At 70.7% G+C, this 13,993-nt stretch carries 14 protein-coding genes and 1 tRNA gene; 6 read left to right on the forward strand and 9 right to left on the reverse strand.

Translation table 11 applies throughout. The annotated features are described in order from the left end of the window. Nucleotides 1-139 precede the first annotated feature (139 nt). Nucleotides 140-1,495: a beta-1,3-glucanase family protein gene (locus tag ACFY3I_RS18100; RefSeq protein ID WP_390861439.1), complete on the forward strand. Its 1,356-nt coding sequence runs from the start codon at nucleotides 140-142 to the stop codon at nucleotides 1,493-1,495. A 73-nt stretch (nucleotides 1,496-1,568) separates the two neighbouring features. Here ACFY3I_RS18100 and ACFY3I_RS18105 read toward each other — a convergent pair whose 3' ends face one another. Both ACFY3I_RS18105 and ACFY3I_RS18110 read right to left on the reverse strand, forming a co-directional pair. Further along, complete coding sequence (locus ACFY3I_RS18105; RefSeq protein WP_390861440.1) at nucleotides 1,569-1,805, reverse strand: hypothetical protein; 237 nt, start codon at nucleotides 1,803-1,805, stop codon at nucleotides 1,569-1,571. Between the two features lie 122 nt (nucleotides 1,806-1,927). Continuing rightward, nucleotides 1,928-1,999: transfer RNA gene (locus ACFY3I_RS18110), tRNA-Cys, on the reverse strand. Between the two features lie 216 nt (nucleotides 2,000-2,215). Here ACFY3I_RS18110 and ACFY3I_RS18115 point away from each other — a divergent pair. The 4 genes from ACFY3I_RS18115 to ACFY3I_RS18130 all read left to right on the forward strand — a co-directional run bounded on the left by ACFY3I_RS18115 (nucleotide 2,216) and on the right by ACFY3I_RS18130 (nucleotide 7,583). Next, the gene (locus ACFY3I_RS18115; RefSeq protein WP_390861441.1) at nucleotides 2,216-3,655 is read left to right on the forward strand and encodes an MFS transporter; all 1,440 of its coding nucleotides are present in this window, start codon (nucleotides 2,216-2,218) and stop codon (nucleotides 3,653-3,655) included. Nucleotides 3,656-3,906: 251 nt separating this feature from the next. Beyond that, entirely contained in the window at nucleotides 3,907-5,709 is a 1,803-nt protein-coding gene (locus ACFY3I_RS18120; RefSeq protein ID WP_390861442.1) for a DEAD/DEAH box helicase, read from the forward strand. A 366-nt stretch (nucleotides 5,710-6,075) separates the two neighbouring features. Beyond that, complete coding sequence (locus ACFY3I_RS18125) at nucleotides 6,076-6,717, forward strand: helix-turn-helix domain-containing protein (protein ID WP_365296897.1); 642 nt, start codon at nucleotides 6,076-6,078, stop codon at nucleotides 6,715-6,717. 77 nt (nucleotides 6,718-6,794) lie between these two features. Further along, entirely contained in the window at nucleotides 6,795-7,583 is a 789-nt protein-coding gene (locus ACFY3I_RS18130) for a S16 family serine protease (protein WP_390861443.1), read from the forward strand. A gap of 57 nt (nucleotides 7,584-7,640) precedes the next feature. Here ACFY3I_RS18130 and ACFY3I_RS18135 read toward each other — a convergent pair whose 3' ends face one another. From ACFY3I_RS18135 to ACFY3I_RS18165, 7 genes are all read right to left on the reverse strand, one after another. Then, nucleotides 7,641-7,814: a hypothetical protein gene (locus tag ACFY3I_RS18135; RefSeq protein ID WP_390861444.1), complete on the reverse strand. Its 174-nt coding sequence runs from the start codon at nucleotides 7,812-7,814 to the stop codon at nucleotides 7,641-7,643. 10 nt (nucleotides 7,815-7,824) lie between these two features. Then, the gene (locus ACFY3I_RS18140; protein ID WP_390861445.1) at nucleotides 7,825-8,409 is read right to left on the reverse strand and encodes an ArsR/SmtB family transcription factor; all 585 of its coding nucleotides are present in this window, start codon (nucleotides 8,407-8,409) and stop codon (nucleotides 7,825-7,827) included. Nucleotides 8,410-8,490: 81 nt separating this feature from the next. Further along, entirely contained in the window at nucleotides 8,491-9,372 is an 882-nt protein-coding gene (locus tag ACFY3I_RS18145) for a glycine betaine ABC transporter substrate-binding protein (RefSeq protein WP_390861770.1), read from the reverse strand. Between the two features lie 77 nt (nucleotides 9,373-9,449). Beyond that, nucleotides 9,450-10,304, reverse strand: a complete 855-nt coding sequence (locus ACFY3I_RS18150; RefSeq protein ID WP_390861446.1) for an ABC transporter permease — start codon at nucleotides 10,302-10,304, stop codon at nucleotides 9,450-9,452. After that, nucleotides 10,301-11,545 carry a betaine/proline/choline family ABC transporter ATP-binding protein gene (locus ACFY3I_RS18155; RefSeq protein WP_390861447.1) on the reverse strand — a complete coding sequence of 415 codons (1,245 nt, stop codon included), beginning with the start codon at nucleotides 11,543-11,545 and terminating at the stop codon, nucleotides 10,301-10,303. Before ACFY3I_RS18155 ends, ACFY3I_RS18150 begins: the two co-directional genes overlap by 4 nt. Then, nucleotides 11,538-12,185: an ABC transporter permease gene (locus ACFY3I_RS18160; RefSeq protein ID WP_390861448.1), complete on the reverse strand. Its 648-nt coding sequence runs from the start codon at nucleotides 12,183-12,185 to the stop codon at nucleotides 11,538-11,540. The genes ACFY3I_RS18155 and ACFY3I_RS18160 overlap by 8 nt, the downstream gene beginning before the upstream one ends. A gap of 20 nt (nucleotides 12,186-12,205) precedes the next feature. Beyond that, the gene (locus ACFY3I_RS18165) at nucleotides 12,206-12,685 is read right to left on the reverse strand and encodes an Lrp/AsnC family transcriptional regulator (protein ID WP_365296886.1); all 480 of its coding nucleotides are present in this window, start codon (nucleotides 12,683-12,685) and stop codon (nucleotides 12,206-12,208) included. A 121-nt stretch (nucleotides 12,686-12,806) separates the two neighbouring features. On the opposite strand from ACFY3I_RS18165, the gene hppD reads away from it, so the two are divergent. Further along, nucleotides 12,807-13,955 carry a 4-hydroxyphenylpyruvate dioxygenase gene (hppD, locus tag ACFY3I_RS18170; protein WP_365296884.1) on the forward strand — a complete coding sequence of 383 codons (1,149 nt, stop codon included), beginning with the start codon at nucleotides 12,807-12,809 and terminating at the stop codon, nucleotides 13,953-13,955. Nucleotides 13,956-13,993: the final 38 nt, after the last annotated feature.

The raw sequence follows: 13,993 nt of genomic DNA on the forward strand, positions 1-13,993 counted from the left end.
ACCCCCTGGTTCTCAACTGCAGTCATTTCAGCTTCAGTTGTTGACGGCAGGCACCGGTGGGTCTACAACCCGAGGGAGCGCTCTCACGTCTGCTGTTGCTCCATCCCCACACACGCCGAACCGGCTTGAGGAGACCCGCATGCAGAGTTCCGTCAGCGTGCCCACCCGCAGACCACCGTCCGGTGCCCTCCGTCCACGTACGGCTCTCGGTCTGGTCGTCGTCCTGATCGCCGCCTTCTTCGCGGCCCTCGCACCCTCGCCCGCGCACGCCGCCGACCAGCTGCTGTCCCAGGGCCGGCCGGCCACCGCCTCCTCGACCGAGAACGTGTCCTTCCCCGCGAGCGCGGCGGTCGACGGCAACACCGGCACCCGCTGGTCCTCGGCCTTCTCCGACCCGCAGTGGCTCCAGGTCGACCTGGGCTCGGTCCAGCAGCTCACCCGCGTGAGCCTGAACTGGGAGGCCGCCTACGCGAAGGCCTTCCAGATCCAGACCTCCACCGATGCCGCCAACTGGACCACCGTCTACTCCACCACCACCGCCACCGGCGGAACCCAGAACCTGACGGTCACCGGCAGCGGCCGCTACGTCCGCCTGTCCGGCACCGTCCGGGCCACCCCCTACGGCTACTCGCTCTGGGAGTTCCAGGTCTACGGCCCCGGGTCCACCACCCCGCCGGACGACTTCTGGGGGAGCACGAGCGACATCCCCGCCGCGCACAACGCCGTCGAGGTGAAGATCCTCAACCGGACCAACGGCAAGTACCCGGACAGCCAGGTGTACTGGAGCTTCAACGGCCAGACGCACTCCATCGCCGAACAGCCCTACCTCGACATGCCGGCCAACTCCGCGGGCCGCATGTACTTCTACCTGGGCTCACCCACCAGCCCGTACTTCGACTTCATCGAGTTCACGGTCGGCAACAACGTCTTCAACGGCAACACCACCCGGGTCGACGCCTTCGGGCTGAAGCTGGCGATGCGCCTGCACAGCAAGGACGGCTACGACACCGAGGTCGGCGAGAACCGGCAGACCTTCGCCGAGGACCGCGCGACCACCTTCCAGCGGTTCACCGACGCCGTTCCGAGCCAGTTCAAGGTGCTGGCGCAGACCCAGGCCCCGTACCGGATCATCGCGCCCGGCAGTGACCCGAGCTTCCGCTCGGGCGGTGCCAACGCGAACTACTTCACCTCCTACGCCCAGTCGGTCGGCGTGAACGCGGCAACCTCCGACATCTTCGGCTGCGCGGCCTCCCTGGCGGGCGACCCCAACATGTGCGCCGCCCTCAACCGCCACGTCGCCACCCTGCCGGCCGCCCAGCAGTCCGACCCGACCCGCTTCTACACGGCGGCCCCGGCGAACTACTACGCCAGGTTCTGGCACGACAACGCCATCAACCACCTCGCGTACGGCTTCCCCTACGACGACGTGGCAGGCCAGTCCTCCTTCATCTCCCACGCCGACCCCCAATGGCTCCTGGTGGCGGTCGGCTGGTAGCCCCCGGCCCGACCGCAGCGAGGGCGGCACCCCTCGGGGGGCGCCGCCCTCACAACCGCAGGTACGTACGTACTCAGCCCAGAAGTCCCGCCCAGTTCAACGCCTGCACCACGAACTGCACCGCGTCCACGACGAACCCGAAGTGATGCAGCCCGAACCGGCCGACGGCCACGGCACCCACGGCCACCACCCCGGCCGCCTGCACCGCACGCCGCCGCCAGGCAGCCCCGTCCCGCGGCGGCTCGTCCCCCTTCGACAACGAGACCCGCTGACCTTCGACGAGGCCATGAGCCTCCAACTCCCCACCCATGCGCGGACCTTATCGCCCCCGCGAACACGACGACACCACCCGCCTCACACCGACCCCGCCTCACACCGACCCGGCGCGCACCGAGCCCCTGATCCACTCGAGCGCGTCTGATGCGCATTCGGAGGCCATGGCGGGATTCGAACCCACGTAACTCGCTTTGCAGGCGAGCCCCTGAACCACTCGGGCACACGGCCGGGAACAACTGTCCGTCACGGGCTCGGGCGGGTGGCCCGAACCGTGTCGGTGGTTCGAAGGTAGGGCGGGGCGGGGGAGGGGCTCAAGGGGATCGGGGCCCGTGCAATGGGACTGCCATACCGCGTTCATGAACGGGGGGCGTACGACCAAGGTCCGATGCCGGGTACGGCTCGCGACAGGGGCCAAGGGGGCGCTTGGGCCTTACCGTGGTCAGCATGACCGCCCTTGAGCCCAGCGACGCCGTCGTCGCAGATGAGACCGCAGACAGAGTCGACGAGGACGGGGTGCTGGGGCGGTCGTATCGGGCGCTGAGCGTCGGCATCGTGTCCGTGGTGCTGCTGATCGCCTTCGAGGCGACCGCCGTCGGCACGGCGATGCCCGTGGCCGCCCGGGAGCTGGACGGTGTGTCGCTGTACGCTTTCGCCTTCTCCGGGTACTTCACGACCAGTCTGCTCGGGATGGTGCTCGCCGGGCAGTGGTCGGACCGCAAGGGGCCGCTCGCGGCGCTGACGACCGGGATCGGGGCGTTCGCCGCGGGGCTCGTCGTCGCCGGGACCGCGCAGGTCATGTGGGTGTTCATCGTGGGCCGGGCCGTGCAGGGGTTCGGTGGCGGCCTGGTCATCGTCGCGCTGTACGTCGTGGTGGGCCGGGCCTACCCGGAACGGCTGCGCCCCGCGATCATGGCCGCCTTCGCCGCCGGCTGGGTGGTGCCGTCCATCGTCGGGCCGCTGGCCGCCGGCACCGTCACCGAGCGGCTCGGATGGCGGTGGGTGTTCCTCGGCATACCGGTGCTCGTGCTCCTCCCGGTGGCACTCGCCCTCCCGCAGATACGGCGCCGGGCGGGCGGACCGGTCGCGGAGCAGGCGCGGGAGCCCGTCGAGCGGCGGCGGATCCGGCTGGCCTTCGGCATCTCGGCCGGTGCCGGGCTGCTCCAGTACGCGGCCCAGGACCTGCGGTGGGTCTCCCTGCTGCCCGGAGCCGCCGGGGCCGCGCTGCTCGTTCCGTCCGTCCTCGGGCTGCTGCCGCGCGGGACCTACCGTGCGGCCCGCGGGCTGCCGTCGGTGGTCCTGCTGCGCGGGGTCGCGGCCGGCGCCTTCGTGTCCGCCGAGTCCTTCGTGCCGCTGATGCTGGTCACCCAGCGCGGGCTCACGCCCACCCTCGCCGGGCTCTCGCTGGCCGCGGGCGGGGTGACCTGGGCGCTGGGTTCGTGGGTGCAGGCCCGGCCGCGCGTGGCGCCGTACCGGGAGCGGCTGATGACGCTCGGGATGGTGCTGGTCGCCGCGGCGATCGCGGCCGCGCCCAGTGTGCTGGTGCCCGCCGTGCCGGTGTGGACCGTCGCCGTCGCCTGGAGCTTCGGCTGCTTCGGGATGGGCCTGGTGATCGCCTCCTCCAGCGTGCTGATGCTCCGGCTCTCCGCCCCGCGGGAGGCCGGCGCGAACTCGGCCGCCCTGCAGATCTCCGACGGCCTCTCGAACGTCGTCCTGCTCGCCGCGGCCGGCGCCGCCTTCGCCGCGCTGGGCGGCGGCAGCATGACGGGGACGGCCGGTTCCGGTTCGCACCCGGCCGCGTTCGCCTTCGTGTTCCTGCCGATGGCCGCAGTGGCGCTCGCCGGGGTCTGGGTGACGACCCGCCTTCGTGACGACCAGGCTTCCTGACACCCCGGCCAGGTGACGACCCGGCTAGGTGACGACCCGCTTCGTGACCACCCGGCTCGTGACGACCAGGCTTCGTAACGCCCCGCTTCGTGACGCCCCGCTTCGTGACCACCCGCCTTCGTGATCTGTGACGTGGGTCCCACCCGGGGCCGGGGCGGCCTCGTCCACGCGTTGGCGGCCATGGGGCGCCGGTAGGGTGGCCCGGTTGTCATACGCATACGTAGCCGCTCGAACCCCTTACTACGGAGACCGTGACTACCACCGCCGCTTCTGCCTCCTCGTCCTCCCACCACCTCTCGCCGGCCTTCCCCGGCCGGGCGCCCTGGGGTACCGCCAGCAAGCTGCGGGCCTGGCAGCAGGGGGCCATGGAGAAGTACGTCCAGGAGCAGCCGCGTGACTTCCTCGCCGTGGCCACGCCCGGCGCCGGCAAGACGACGTTCGCGCTGACCCTCGCGTCCTGGCTGCTGCACCACCATGTGGTGCAGCAGATCACCGTCGTCGCCCCGACGGAGCATCTGAAGAAGCAGTGGGCGGAGGCCGCGGCGCGGATAGGGATCAAGCTCGACCCCGAGTACAGCGCCGGACCGCTGAGCCGGGAGTACGACGGGGTCGCTGTCACCTACGCGGGTGTCGGGGTGCGGCCGATGCTGCACCGCAACCGGTCCGAGCAGCGCAAGACGCTCGTCATCCTCGACGAGATCCATCACGCGGGCGACTCGAAGTCCTGGGGCGAGGCCTGCCTGGAGGCGTTCGAGCCGGCGACCCGGCGGCTGGCGCTGACCGGTACGCCGTTCCGGTCCGACACCAACCCCATCCCCTTCGTGACGTACGAGGAGGGGCAGGACGGGATCCGGCGGTCCGCCGCCGACTACACCTACGGGTACGGCAACGCGCTCGCCGACCACGTCGTGCGGCCGGTCATCTTCCTCTCCTACAGCGGCAACATGCGCTGGCGCACCAAGGCCGGTGACGAGATCGCGGCCCGGCTCGGCGAGCCCATGACCAAGGACGCCGTGAGCCAGGCCTGGCGTACCGCGCTCGATGCGCGCGGTGAGTGGATGCCGGCCGTGCTGCGCGCCGCCGACCAGCGGCTGACGGAGGTGCGGAAGGGGATCCCGGACGCCGGTGCCCTGGTCATCGCCTCGGACCAGGAGTCCGCGCGCGCCTACGCCAAGCTGATCCGTGAGATCACGGGGACCAGGGCGACCGTGGTGCTCTCCGACGACACCGGCGCGTCCAAGCGGATCGACGACTTCAGCGGCAGTGACGACCGGTGGATGGTCGCGGTGCGGATGGTGTCCGAGGGCGTCGACGTGCCCCGGCTGGCGGTGGGGGTCTACGCCACCACCATCTCGACCCCCCTCTTCTTCGCCCAGGCCGTCGGGCGTTTCGTGCGGTCCCGGCGGCGCGGCGAGACCGCCTCCGTGTTCCTGCCGACCGTTCCCGACCTGCTGACCTTCGCCAACGAGATGGAGGTCGAGCGCGACCACGCCCTCGACAAGCCGAAGAAGGACGGCGAGGAGGACCCGTACGCCGAGTCCGAGAAGGAGATGGAGGAGGCGAACAATGAGCAGGACGAGGACACCGGGGAGCAGGAGCAGTTCTCCTTCGAGGCCCTGGAGTCCGAGGCCGTCTTCGACCGGGTGCTCTACGACGGCGCCGAGTTCGGCATGCAGGCGCACCCGGGGAGCGAGGAGGAGCAGGACTACCTCGGTATCCCGGGACTGCTGGAGCCCGACCAGGTGCAGCTGCTGCTGCAGAAGCGGCAGGCCCGGCAGATCGCGCACAGCCGCAGGAAGCCGGACGACGAGGCCGACCTGCTGGAACTGCCCGCGGAACGACGGCCCGTCGTCTCCCACAAGGAGATGATGGAGCTGCGGAAGCAGCTGAACACGATGGTCAGCGCCTATGTGCACCAGAGCGGCAAGCCGCACGGGGTGATCCACACCGAGCTGCGCCGGGTGTGCGGGGGGCCGCCGAGCGCGGAGGCCACGGCGGGACAGCTCCGGCAGCGGATCGCCAAGGTCCAGGAGTGGGCCACGCGCATGAGGTAGCGGCCGGCCGTGAGGCCGTGCCGATGCGCGGCTCCGCCGCCGGTCGGCGTGCCCGACCGCCCGCCGGACCGCCCCTGGTGGGTGGGGGTACCGAAACGCATACCATCACATAACGAAGCAGTCCGTACCGCAGCGTGACCGGATTCTGGACGGAGCCTTCCGCTCAGCGAACCCCCTTCGCTACTGTCCGCCTACGCACACGCCCCGTGGCAGCGCCGCCGCGGAGCGCAGCCGTGAAGCGACTGGGTCCGGAGCCGCCGGGCCCTCCTGCCGATCGGCGGCCTCTGAAGCGCGTCGCTGACGGGACTCGGTGACGCATCCGCCGCGTCGGAGGCCGCCGACCTCACCACTTAAGGAGTGGGCGTCGTGACCGCGGAGACTTCTCAGACGCTCGACCGGGGCCTCAGGGTGCTGAAGCTGCTGGCCGACACGGACCACGGGCTGACCGTCACCGAGCTTTCCACGAAACTGGGCGTGAACCGGACCGTCGTGTACCGGTTGCTCGCCACGCTTGAGCAGCATGCACTGGTACGGCGTGACCTGGGCGGGCGAGCCCGGGTCGGCCTCGGGGTACTGCGGCTGGGACGGCAGGTGCATCCGCTCGTACGGGAGGCGGCCCTGCCGGCCCTGCGGTCGCTCGCCGAGGACATCGGGGCGACCGCGCACCTGACACTGGTCGACGGGACCGAGGCGCTCGCCGTCGCGGTCGTGGAGCCGACCTGGACCGACTACCACGTGGCCTACCGGGCCGGGTTCCGGCACCCGCTGGACCGCGGGGCCGCAGGGAAGGCGATCCTGTCCGCCCGGCTCTCGCCGAAGGGCGATCCCGGGTACACGCTGACCCACGGTGAACTGGAGGCCGGCGCGAGCGGCGCGGCCGCCCCCCTGCTCGGGGTCACCGGGGTCGAGGGGAGCGTCGGGGTCGTGATGCTGGCGGACGCCGTGCCCGAGCGGGTGGGGACGCGGGTCATGGACGCGGCGCGGGAGGTCGCCGAGGCGCTGCGCTGAGGGGCCGGCGGGATCGGGCGGGGCGGGCGAGGGGCCGGGGCGGTGGTCCGAAGTGGTTGCCGCGTTAGATTGACTCCGTGCTCTCACGTCTCACGCGTCTCCAGGCCGCCGCCGTCTGCGCGGTTCCCGTCGTGGCTCTGATCGGTACGGCCGTCCTCGCGCCGCTGCCGTTCTCGGTGGCCCAGCCCGGGTTGACGGCGAACGTGCTCGGCGACAACCAGGGCACCCCGGTGATCACCATCGCCGGGGCGCCCACCCGGACGACCGGCGGTCAGCTGCGGATGACGACGATCGAGGCGACCGGGCCGGACGCCCGGGTGTCGCTGGGCGACGTCATCGGCAACTGGTTCCGCACGGACCGGGCGGTGCTGCCGCGCGACTCGGTGTATCCGAGCGGCGACAACGTCAAGGAGATCGAGCAGCACAACACCGAGCAGATGGAGCAGTCGCAGGACGCGGCGACGCAGGCCGCGCTGAAGTACCTGAACCTCGGCGCCGACAAGGTCAAGGTGACCCTGAAGCTGGCGGACGTGGGCGGGCCCAGCGCCGGTCTGCTGTTCTCGCTCGGGATCGTCGACAAGCTGGACGGGAACGGGAGCGGGGGCGACCTCACCGGCGGGAAGAACATCGCCGGTACGGGAACGATCGGTGTCGACGGCACCGTCGGGGCGGTCGGCGGGGTCGCGCTGAAGACGCAGGCCGCCCGGCGGGACGGGGCGACGGTCTTCCTGGTGCCGAGGGACGAGTGCGCCGACGCGAAGGCCGAGCTGCCCAAGGGGCTGCGGCTGGTGCCGGTGACCAGTCTCAAGGGGGCCGTCGCGGCGCTGGTCGCGCTGGAGAAGGGGAAGAACGTTCCCGCTTGTTGAGTCTCGGCCGACAGGCCGGTGGGGGGTGAGGGGTGCTCGCGCGGTTCCCCTCGCCGCTCAGGGAGTCGCCGGCACCGGAGTCGCGATGCGCAGGCCGACCTCGACCAACGCCCAGCCCAGACGGGTACGCAGCTCCCGCTCCGGCCTGCTCTCCTTCGCCAGGCGGTGTGCCTCCGCCTGATGGTGCAGTTCCGTCATCCGGTACCGGGCGAGCTGTGTCTGCGTGTGCATGTCGTGCCTCTCAGTCCGTCTCGATGGGGAAGAGGTGCGTGTGGATGCGTACCTGCTCGGCGTCAGGGGTGTCCTTGTCGGGGACCAGGTCCCGGTAGCCGTCGATCAGGGCGTGCATCTCGCGGACCAGTGCGACGGCGAGCTCCGGTGTGAGCCGCAGGCTCATGTCGCTCATCTCGCTGGAGCGGGCCCAGGCCTGCGGCCACCGGTCACGGGTGCCCAGCCAGGCGGACAGCTCGCGGGCGTGACGTGCGGCGCCCTCCTGGAGGAACACCTCCGTCAGCCCCCGTACCTCGGGGCTCGCGTCCTCGAAGTCCGCGCTGTCGAAGCGGATGCCCTGGTCGATCGCCTGCCACCAGCGCTCCCGGCCCTTGCCGCGCTCCGGGGCGTCCTCGACGAAGCCGTGTTCGGCCAGCTGGCGCAGGTGGTAGCTGGTCGCACCGCTGGACTCGCCCAGCCGCTCGGCCAGTTGGGACGCGGTGGCGGCACCGTGCTGCCGCAGTGCGTCCAGCAGCTGCATCCGCAGCGGGTGGGCGAGCCCGCGCAGCGAACGTGCGTCCAGGCGGCGCTGTTTCCGGTTCTCGTGCTCCGTCATGCGTACGAAGGTAGCCGTGCAACCACTCCTTTGCAACCACTCCTTTGCATCGACTTCTTTGGAACTCCGGTCCATACGCGCCTACTTGACGAACCCCTCCGCCTTCATCCAGTCCAGCGCCACCTGGTGCGGGTCCTCCCCGGCCACGTCCACCTTCGCGTTCAGCGTCTGGGCCACCGTGTTGTCCAGCTTCGCCGTCACCGGCGCGAGGAGCGTGGCGATCGCCGGCCACCTCTTCAGGGCCTTGGTGTTGATGACCGGCGCCGCGTTGTAGTTGGGGAAGAAGTGCCGGTCGTCCTGCATCACCACCAGGTTCATGGACCTGATCCGGCCGTCGGTGGTGAAGACCTCGCCGTAGGTGCAACTGCCCTTCGCCACCTGGGTGTAGATGATCCCGGTGTCCATCTGTGTGATGTTCCCGGCCGGCACGCTCATGCCGTACGCCTTCTCCATGCCGGGCAGGCCGTCCGCACGGTTGGCGAACTCGCTCTCCACGCACAGGGTCACCGCGCCCGGGTCCGACCTGGACAGCGCGGCCACCTCCGACAGCGTCCTGGTGCCGTACTTCTTGAATCCGTTCTGGTTCATGGCCAGCGCGTAGGTGTTGTCGAGCCTGGAGGGCGGCAGCCAGGTCAGGCCGTTGCGGAGGTCCGCGTCGTGCACCGCCTGCCACTGCCGCTGCGGGTCGGGGATGGGGTGGCCGTTGCCCAGATAGGTGATCCACGCGGTGCCCGTGTACTCGTACATCCCGTCGGCCTGACCGGACTTGACCGCCTCGCGGGCGCCGATCGACCCCTGGATGCCGGTGCGGTCCAGGACCTCCGCGCCCGCCGCCTCGAAGGCGATGCCCATGATCGCGCCGAGGATCAGCTGCTCCGTGAACTCCTTGGAGGAGACGGTGAGACGGGCGCCCTTCAGTGGCTCACCCGCCCCGATCGAGCCCGGTGCCACGTCGTCGACCATGGGGGAGCCGCTGGTCAGACCGCAGCCGGCGGCCGGCAGCAGGGCCAGCAGCAGCGCCAGCGGCACACGGAGCCCTCTCACCGGCCCACCTCCAGACCGCGCGGCCGCAGCAGGACCTCCGCCAGCGAGGCCAGCCAGTCCACCAGCAGGGCCAGGGACACCGTGAGGACCGAGCCGAGGACCAGGACCGGCATCCGCTGGTTGGTGATGCCGGTGGTGATCAGGACGCCCAGGCCGCCGCCTCCGCCGAAGGTGGCCAGCGTCGCCGTACCCACGTTGAGGACCAGGGCCGTACGGACGCCCGCGAGGATCAGCGGGACGGCCAGCGGCAGCTCCACCTTGCGCAGCACGCCCAGCGGGGACATGCCGATGCCGCGCGCCGCCTCCAGGAGCGTCGGGTCGTTCGCCTTCAGGCCCGCGACGGTGTTGGACAGGACCGGCAGGATCGCGTACGCGATGATGCCGATCAGGGCCGCCCTCTCGCCGACGCCCAGCCAGATGACCAGCAGGGCCAGCAGGCCGATCGCCGGGGTCGCCTGGCCCGTGTTGGCGAGGGCCATCACCACCGGGGTGGCCCGGCGGAAGGCCCCGCGGGTCAGCAGGATGCCCAGCGGGATCGCGATGACCAGCACGAAGAACGTCGAGATCGCGGTCAGCTGCACGTGCTGCCACAGACACTTGGGGACCTCTCCGTGGGAGAGGGCGTTCGCCGAGATCGTGTCCAGCCGGGCCTGCTGGAACCACAGCCAGGTGGCCAGCAGCAGCGCCGCCAGGAACGCCGGCAGGAAGGTCAGCTTCCGCCAGGTGACCCGGCGGGCCGGCGGCCCCTGCCGCGGCGGCGGGGCCTCCAGTTCCGCCTCGCCCTCGTCACGGAAGGCCAGGCCCCTGACCTCGTGCTCGCCGTCGGGGCGGGTGTCGGGGGAGGTACTCACGCCTTCTGCTCCCCTCCCTCGCCCTCCTGCTCGGCATGGGTCCGGTCGGCCCGCGCCTCCAGGAGCTCGTGCTGGTGCTCCATCGCCTCCAGCCGGTCGGCCTCCAGCAGCTCGTGCACCGAGTTCATCAGGGTCTCCATGTCGACCACCCCGATGAACTCACCGCGCCGCCCGGTCACCGCGACCCGGCCCGCGTTGTCGGTGAGCACCGCCTCCAGCGCGTCCCGCAGCGTCGCGTCCCGGGTGACCGTGTCGTGCACCAGGGTGCCGGCGCGGGCCAGCGAGCCCCTGGCCCGCATCAGGTCCCCGCGCCGCAGCCACTTGTAGGGGCGGCCGCGCTTGTCGAGCAGCAGGATCTCGTTCGTCCCGCTGCCCCGGAGCTTGTTGAAGATCTCCTGGAGCGGGGTGTCCAGCGTGACCGTCGGATAGTCGCCCATCTCGACGTCCCGGACCCGGGTCAGGTTCAGCCGCTTCAGGGCCGCGCCCGCGCCGACGAACCCGGAGACGAAGTCGTCCGCCGGGTTGGTGAGGATCGCCTCCGGGGTGTCGAACTGGGCGATGTGCGAGCGTTCCCGCAGCACGGCGATCCGGTCGCCGAGCTTGATCGCCTCGTCGAAGTCGTGGGTGACGAAGACGATCGTCTTGTGCAGCTCGCGCTGGAGCCGGATCAGCTCGTCCTGGAGGTGGTCGCGGGTGATCGGGTCCACGGCGCCGAACGGCTCGTCCATCAGCAGCACCGGCGGGTCGGCGGCCAGCGCCCGGGCCACGCCCACCCGCTGCTGCTGACCGCCGGACAGGGCGCGCGGATAGCGGCCGTGGAACTCGCCGGGGTCCAGGCCGACCAGGTCGAGCAGTTCCTCCACCCGGGCGCGGATCCGGGCCTTGGGCCAGCCGAGCATCTTCGGGACCAGGGCGATGTTCTGGGCGACCGTCATGTGCGGGAACAGCCCGGCGGACTGGATGGCGTACCCGACCTTGCGGCGCAGCTTCACCGGGTCGATGCCGGTGACGTCCTCGCCGCCGATCCGGATCCGGCCGCCGGTCGGCTCGATCAGCCGGTTGATCATCTTCAGGGTGGTGGACTTCCCGCACCCGGACGGCCCGACGAAGATCACCGTCTCGCCCGCCCTGATCTCCATGTTCACGTCGTCGACGGCCGGCTGGGCGGTCCCCGGGTAGCGCTTGGAGAGGTTCTCCAGCTCGATGGCGGCCCCATGGGACCCGGACTCGGAGTCAGACACGGATCCCCCTCGGAATGGTCAGCCACCCGATCAGGACGTAGGCGGCGTCGAACAGCAGGGCGAGGATGACGATCCCGACGGTGCCCGCGAGCACCTGGTTCAGCGCGTTCCTGCTGCCCAGGGAGGCCAGTCCGCGGAAGATCTCGTTGCCGAGGCCGGGACCGGAGGCGTACGCGGCGATCGCGGCGATGCCCATCAGCATCTGCGTGGAGACCCGGATCCCGGTCAGGATCGGCGGCCAGGCCAGCGGCAGCTCCACCCGGACCAGCCGCATCAGCCGGGACATGCCGATCCCGCGGGCCGCGTCCACCAGCATCGGGTCGACCCCGCGCAGGCCCACGATCGAGTTCCGCACGATCGGCAGCAGCCCGTACAGCGTCAGGGAGATCACCGTCGGCGGGACGCCGAGGCCCACCACCGGGATCAGCAGACCGATCATGGCCAGGGAGGGGACGGTGAGAACGGTGGCGGTCGCGGTGGTGGCGAGGTTGCCGGCCCACTCGCTGCGGTAGGTGACGACCCCGATCAGCACCCCGGCGGCGGTCGCCACGACCATGCACTGGAAGACCACGCTGGCGTGCTGGTAGGCGTCCATGAGCAGCGTCTGGTGCCGGTTGCCCAGGTACTCCCAGAAGCTCACACGCGCTCACCCCGAACTGGCTAGGACCCTTCCTCGTCCGCCGCTGCCTGCTCCACCAGCGGGATGATCCGCAGCGGAACGGGGTTCTCCATGACGATCGCCGTGGAGGCCCGGACAATGCCATCAAAACCGACGACGCGGTCGATCACCCGCTGGAGATCGGCGTTGGAGCGGGCCACCAGCCGGCACAGCATGTCCCCGGTGCCGGTGGTGGTGAGCAGTTCCAGCACCTCCGGCACACCCGCCAAGTGCGCCCGCACGTCAGGGCCTTGGCCCTGCCGGATCTGGAGGGTGGCGAACGCGGTGACCGGGTAGCCGAGGGCCGCCGGGTCCACCTGCGGGCCGAACCCCTGGATCACTCCATTCGACTGAAGCCGGTCCAGCCGCGCCTGCACGGTCCCGCGCGCCACCCCCAGCCGGCGGGACATCTCCAGCACGCCGATCCGCGGCTCCCGGGCCAGCAGCACCAGGATCCGCCCGTCCAGATGATCGATCGCCACGCCCGCCTCCGGATGGTCATCCTGTACAGAAAGTCCGGCGATACGGCCGTACCGCTGAACATATTGCCCACTCGAAACCGGAACTATTGCGCACCTTGTGTGCCGGGGCCACCCTTCGACCATGACGCAGACCACAGAGCACACTCCCGACGCGACCACCCGGCAGGCCGACCCCTTCCCGGTCAAGGGAATGGACGCGGTCGTCTTCGCCGTCGGCAACGCCAAGCAGGCGGCGCACTACTACTCCAGCGCCTTCGGCATGCGGCTGGTCGCCTACTCCGGACCGGAGAACGGCAGCCGGGAGACCGCGAGCTACGTCCTGGAGAACGGCTCGGCGCGGTTCGTCCTCACCTCCGTCGTCCGGCCGGAGACCGAGTGGGGCACCTTCCTGTCCCGGCACGTCTCCGAGCACGGCGACGGCGTCGTCGACCTGGCCATCGAGGTGCCGGACGCGCGGGCCGCGTTCGCGTACGCCGTCGAGCACGGCGCCCGGCCGCTGGCCGAGCCGTACGAACTCAAGGACGAACACGGCACCGTCGTGCTCGCCGCGATCGCCACGTACGGCGAGACCCGGCACACCCTCGTCGAGCGCACCGGCTACGACGGCCCGTACCTGCCGGGTTACGTCGCCGCGTCCCCGATCGTCGAGCCGCCCGCCCGCCGTACCTTCCAGGCCGTGGACCACTGCGTCGGCAACGTCGAACTCGGCCGCATGAACGAGTGGGTCGGCTTCTACAACAAGGTCATGGGCTTCACGAACATGAAGGAGTTCGTGGGCGACGACATCGCCACCGAGTACAGCGCGCTGATGTCCAAGGTCGTCGCCGACGGCACCCTCAAGGTCAAGTTCCCGATCAACGAACCCGCCGTCGCCAAGAAGAAGTCCCAGATCGACGAGTACCTGGAGTTCTACGGCGGGGCGGGCGTCCAGCACATCGCGCTCAACACCAACGACATCGTCGAGACCGTACGGACCATGAGCGCGGCCGGCGTCGAGTTCCTCGACACCCCCGACTCCTACTACGACACCCTCGGCGAGTGGGTCGGCGACACCCGGGTGCCCCTCGACACCCTGCGCGAGCTGAAGATCCTCGCCGACCGGGACGAGGACGGATACCTGCTGCAGATCTTCACCAAGCCGGTCCAGGACCGCCCGACGGTCTTCTTCGAGATCATCGAACGCCACGGCTCCATGGGCTTCGGCAAGGGCAACTTCAAGGCCCTCTTCGAGGCGATCGAGCGGGAACAGGAGCGCCGCGGCAACCTGTGAACCGACCGCCCGCCGGGCCGGTGGCCGACCACGCGGGT

Origin of the sequence: Streptomyces sp. NPDC001068 (genome assembly GCF_042897315.1) — a bacterium.
GTDB lineage: Bacteria > Actinomycetota > Actinomycetes > Streptomycetales > Streptomycetaceae > Streptomyces.

Coding starts and splice junctions, on each gene's coding strand:
- ACFY3I_RS18140 (WP_390861445.1), bottom strand. CDS start 8,409: ATGACGGAGCACGAGAACCGGAAACAGCGCCGCCTGGACGCACGTTCG.
- ACFY3I_RS18105 (WP_390861440.1), bottom strand. CDS start 1,805: ATGGGTGGGGAGTTGGAGGCTCATGGCCTCGTCGAAGGTCAGCGGGTC.
- ACFY3I_RS18100 (WP_390861439.1), top strand. CDS start 140: ATGCAGAGTTCCGTCAGCGTGCCCACCCGCAGACCACCGTCCGGTGCC.
- hppD (WP_365296884.1), top strand. CDS start 12,807: ATGACGCAGACCACAGAGCACACTCCCGACGCGACCACCCGGCAGGCC.
- ACFY3I_RS18135 (WP_390861444.1), bottom strand. CDS start 7,814: ATGCACACGCAGACACAGCTCGCCCGGTACCGGATGACGGAACTGCAC.
- ACFY3I_RS18145 (WP_390861770.1), bottom strand. CDS start 9,372: ATGGTCGACGACGTGGCACCGGGCTCGATCGGGGCGGGTGAGCCACTG.
- ACFY3I_RS18115 (WP_390861441.1), top strand. CDS start 2,216: ATGACCGCCCTTGAGCCCAGCGACGCCGTCGTCGCAGATGAGACCGCA.